The following is a 4662-nucleotide window of genomic DNA, read 5'->3' as shown; positions in this document are numbered from 1 at the left end:
TTGATCTTCTGCTATTGCAAGGACTTATTTAAGGATTAAGTGCTCTCGCAATTGCGGCCACATAGCTTTGGCTGGCACGCTGGCTCACTTCTGCTTCCGGTACTAACACTTCAAAGGAGTGATAACTGCCGGGATACAGATGAAACTCGACGTCTACACCCGCTTCCGCAAGGCGCGTCACATAATCGATTGTCTCATCTCGGAACAGATCGAGCTGACCTACACATGTATAGGTCGGCGGCAGCCCCGCCAAACTTTCCGCTCTCGACGGTACCGCATATGGGGATACCTCGATATCGTCGGCACCCTCGCCCAAGTACATGCTCCAGGCTGTTAAATTGTTCGTTCGGTTCCAGGTTGCGTTATCAGCCATAATTTCATGGCTCGATGCCGTCATATTGCGGTTGTCGATCATCGGATACAAAGGCATTTGGAAGATGAGATTTGGCCCCCCTTTGTCGCGAGCCATTAAAGCAAGCGCTGCGGTCAGACCGCCACCCCCGCTTGCACCGGCAATCGCGACCCGATCCACATCGATGCCCAGCAACTCGGCTTCGTCCGTCATCCACGTCAAGCCAGCATAACAATCATTGATGGCAGCTGGATACGGGTGCACAGGAGCAAGGCGATAATCGACCGATACGACAACGCAATTAGCCGCCTGTACGAAGCGCTCGCACAAAGTGTCATCCATATCGGGATGTCCCATGACATAGCCTCCCCCGTGAATCCATAGAATGGCAGGAAGCTTAGCTCCAGATTGCTGGGCGGGCTCGTAGATTTTAACCAGCATCTCGTCTGCTGCGCCCGGAATCATCCGGCTTGTCGTATGTACGTGCTCTGACTTCTCAATTGGAGGATTTGACAACAAGCTCCTGCTCCACTCTAGATTTTTCTCCAGTTGAAAACCTGGAAATAGTGCTAATGTCGACCTTAACTCCGGCAATACCCTACTATCAAAATTCATGTCTAATTCCTCCTATAATTAAATACCCTCTAGAATCAATTGTGGTTTTATGAATCAAAATTGAATGATGATCCATTCTCCATCTCGGCTTCCCACTTGGTTATTTCCTCTCGAACCCGAGGCGCTACCTCTGTTCCTAGCAGCTCAATAGCTCTCATCACTTGGTCATGCGGCATAGTGCTTAACGGTACATACATCATAAAGCGTGTTATGCCTAGATTTTTGCGAAGGTGAATAATCTTTTGGGCAACCGTTTCTGGATCACCAACATACAGTGCACCTTCAAAGCTGCGCGCGGCATCAAAGCTAGAACGGTCATAATGCGCCCAGCCTCGCTCCTTGCCGAGTTTATTCATGCCTGCCTGGGTAGATGGGAAAAATGTATCTGCCGCTGTTTCAGTATTCTCTGCAATAAATCCTATCGAATGCGATCCAACTTTAATACGCGATTTGTCATGGCCAGCGTGCGCTGCCGCTTTCTTATAAAGCTGCACGAGCGGTTCAAACTGCATCGGATTTCCGCCAATGATCGCCAGCATCAGTGGCAGTCCTAGCAAACCAGCACGGATAGCAGACTCCTGATTCCCCCCACTCCCAACCCATATCGGTAAAGGATTCTGAACGGGCCTTGGATAAATGCCCAAATTGTTAATCGCTGGCCGATGCCTGCCATTCCAGGTTACTTTTTCGGACCCCTGTATTTTAAGGAGCAATTCCAAATGTTCTTCAAACAGCTCCTCATAGTCATTCAGGTCATAACCAAACAATGGAAAAGATTCAATAAAGGAGCCTCTGCCAGCCATAATCTCCGCACGTCCATTTGAAATACCATCCAGCGTAGAAAAATCCTGAAAAACACGCACCGGATCGGCAGAAGAAAGCACCGTCACTGCACTAGTCAGCAGAATCCGTTTTGTCTGTGAGGCAGCCGCAGACAACACAACGGCTGGTGAAGATGCCGCATAATCTTCCCGATGATGCTCACCTACGCCAAACACATCAAGTCCCACCTGATCAGCAAGGACAATTTCCTCTACCACTTCACGCAATCGCTGTGCGTGACTCATCACTTTACCAGTCTGAATATCCGGCTTTGTTTCTACAAACGAAGTAATACCTATTTCCATGTGCAATCTCTCCCATTTCAAATTTTTCTCTGTCAATAGCTTTGATAACAACTGTCATATATCTTCATTACGAACCAGTATTCATTTTTTCTATTTCAGGTTGCTGTGTAGCTCAGATTCATGATATTGAATCTGGATATGATAAGACTCAGACTTTTTTTAATGCGGAAGCTGTAGCGCGGCTGGTCATTGCCCAAAATAGAAGAGCCAAAGCACTAACAGAGGCCCCGAGCAAGCATACTCCTTCCCAGCCATAGTGAGCATACATTTTGGTTGAAGCAATTGAACCGCTAGCACTGCCGATAGAATAGAACACCATGTACCCTGCAGTAAGCCGACTACGTGCCTCTGTACGTAATGGAAGGATCATAGTTTGATTAGTGACATGTATGGCCTGCACTGCCAAATCAAGCAATACAATACCTATAACTAATGCGAATAGCGACTGCTCTGTATAGCTGATGAACAGCCATGAAATCAACAACAGGATTAAAGCAATGCCCGTCGTTCTCTGTCCATAACCTCGATCAGCCAGCTTCCCAGCTCGTGCTGCAGATAACGCTCCAGCCACTCCTGCAAGACCAAACGCTCCTATTGCACTGTGTGAAAGAGATAATGGCGGCGTGCTAAGGGGCAGTACGAGAGAAGTCCACAAAATGCTGAAATCAGCAAAAATCAGAAGGCCCAAAACAGAGCGAATGCGTAACATCCGTTCTTGTTTAAACAACATAAGCACCGTTCCAAGCAACTTAGGATAGGACAGTGACTTTACCTCGCGCTCAACATTGGGCAACACCCTAAAAAACATACAAACCATAAAAATCATCAGCCCAGCAGAGACCAGATATACGGACCGCCAGCCCGCAAGATCCGTTAATATTCCCGCAATTGACCGCGCAAGAAGTATGCCGATTACAATCCCGCTTGTTACAACACCAACGACACGCCCTCGTTCGCCAGGGGCAGCCATCGTTGCCGCGAACGCCACAAGAGTCTGAGTCACAACCGCAAGCAGTCCCACCAAAGCCATACCTACGATTAGTACCGTGCTGGTGGAGGCAGTTCCAACTATAACCAAAGCTATTATGGATAAAAACATCTGGCCGATAATCAATCGGCGCTGATTCAGCAAATCTCCAAGCGGTACCAGCAGCAGCAACCCCAATCCATAAAAGATCTGAGTGATGGTAATAACAATGCCAATAATGGAATGGTCAATACCAAACTCACTCGATAGCTGATCAAGTAGCGGCTGTGCGAAGTAGATATTGGCGACTGAAATCCCACAGGCAGCCGCAAACAATAGTGTCACATAGCGAGACATTGAAGATCCATGTTCAGAGTCAGATGCTATAAACCTCTCCTTTGAAGAATCCTCCTTTATCTCGGCATTGACTGCTATTTTTACTTGAGCCTTCTCCATTTTGTACACCCCTTAATCTCCATTAATTTTAAATGCTGAGCGAAATAACGTACCGTTCAGTACGATATTTCGCTCAATAAATATAATCTATAGAAATTATTAATGTCAATTAATATATTTTATTTAGAATGTTATATCTTAATATTTAGAGTTCTATCGTTATGATAAAGTAACCCACATTTGACAATTAAAACAGCTAATTATATATTTATAATATACTAATCAGTACGTAATCAAAGGCAATTGCAGTTTATACGATCTGATTATTAAACCATTTAAAAAATCAAGAGTAACGAGAGGTATTGATTATGGGACGAACTCGGGAATTTGACGAAGAAAAAGTATTAGATGCAGCTATGCAACTATTTTGGGAAAAGGGATATGAAGCTACCTCTTTAAGCGATTTAACTTCCAGAATGGGAGTTCAACGACCAAGTATATACTCAGCCTTTGGAGGCAAAAAAGAATTGTTCGAAGCCGCGCTACGCAAGTACACGATGTCTCGTGCTTCTGATGTCCGAACCAGACTTCAAAATAGTCCATCTGTAAAGGAAGCTTTTCAAACTTTTTTTGAAAGTGTGGTTGCTGAGGAATATACAGAAAGTCAAAGCCGAGGATGCTTTTGCATAAATACAATGGTGGAACTTGCGCCTCATGATGAGAAATTTGAAATTCTTACAAGGGAACATCAAATGTACCTTTCAGTCATATTTCAAGAAACCATTGAACGAGGTATACAATCAGGTGAGCTCAAGAGCGATGTAAACGCGAAGGCTTTATCACAGGCGCTAATCGTATCGTTAATTGGACTAACCGTAATAATGAAATCTCGTCCAGAACGATCATTTGTTGATAATACGATTAAAGTGATACTTACGTTGCTTAATTAACCCGGAATGAGTTCAATTTTTATATGTCCGGTTATATGGGTCTAAAACTTTATTTTCTTCTACTTCTAACATCTGAAACCATACACACTTGAAGTACCATCCGTGTGGCCAGGATGAAGCCTAGTACAACAAATAACAGGGCCTACCCCTTAGAATGGAGCAAACGAGTGTTTTCCAGATATCTTATTTAAGGTTGATTTATACAAGGTTACCATCTAATGTATAACGGATTAGGCCCGTCATGCGATGGGAAGA

The 4662-nt window shown here is 44.7% G+C and carries 4 protein-coding genes; 1 reads left to right on the top strand and 3 read right to left on the bottom strand.

The window, feature by feature from the left end:
* Nucleotides 1-28: 28 nt before the first annotated feature.
* The 3 genes from V7014_RS20250 to V7014_RS20240 all read right to left on the bottom strand — a co-directional run bounded on the left by V7014_RS20250 (nucleotide 29) and on the right by V7014_RS20240 (nucleotide 3517).
* Nucleotides 29-967, bottom strand: a complete 939-nt coding sequence (locus V7014_RS20250; protein ID WP_335509714.1) for an alpha/beta hydrolase — start codon at nucleotides 965-967, stop codon at nucleotides 29-31.
* Nucleotides 968-1014: 47 nt separating this feature from the next.
* The gene (locus V7014_RS20245; protein WP_335509713.1) at nucleotides 1015-2094 is read right to left on the bottom strand and encodes an LLM class flavin-dependent oxidoreductase; all 1080 of its coding nucleotides are present in this window, start codon (nucleotides 2092-2094) and stop codon (nucleotides 1015-1017) included.
* 148 nt (nucleotides 2095-2242) lie between these two features.
* A complete protein-coding gene (locus V7014_RS20240) occupies nucleotides 2243-3517 on the bottom strand; it encodes an MFS transporter (protein WP_335509711.1) in 1275 nt (424 codons plus the stop codon).
* 308 nt (nucleotides 3518-3825) lie between these two features.
* Between V7014_RS20240 and V7014_RS20235 the strand changes: the two genes are divergently transcribed.
* A complete protein-coding gene (locus V7014_RS20235; RefSeq protein ID WP_335509709.1) occupies nucleotides 3826-4407 on the top strand; it encodes a TetR/AcrR family transcriptional regulator in 582 nt (193 codons plus the stop codon).
* Nucleotides 4408-4662 lie beyond the last annotated feature (255 nt).

The organism is Bacillus sp. JJ722 (genome assembly GCF_036963345.1).
Classification (GTDB): domain Bacteria; phylum Bacillota; class Bacilli; order Bacillales; family DSM-1321; genus Bacillus_AD.
Note: the sequence above shows the minus strand (reverse complement) of the source record. Positions and strands in the feature narration are given on the sequence as shown.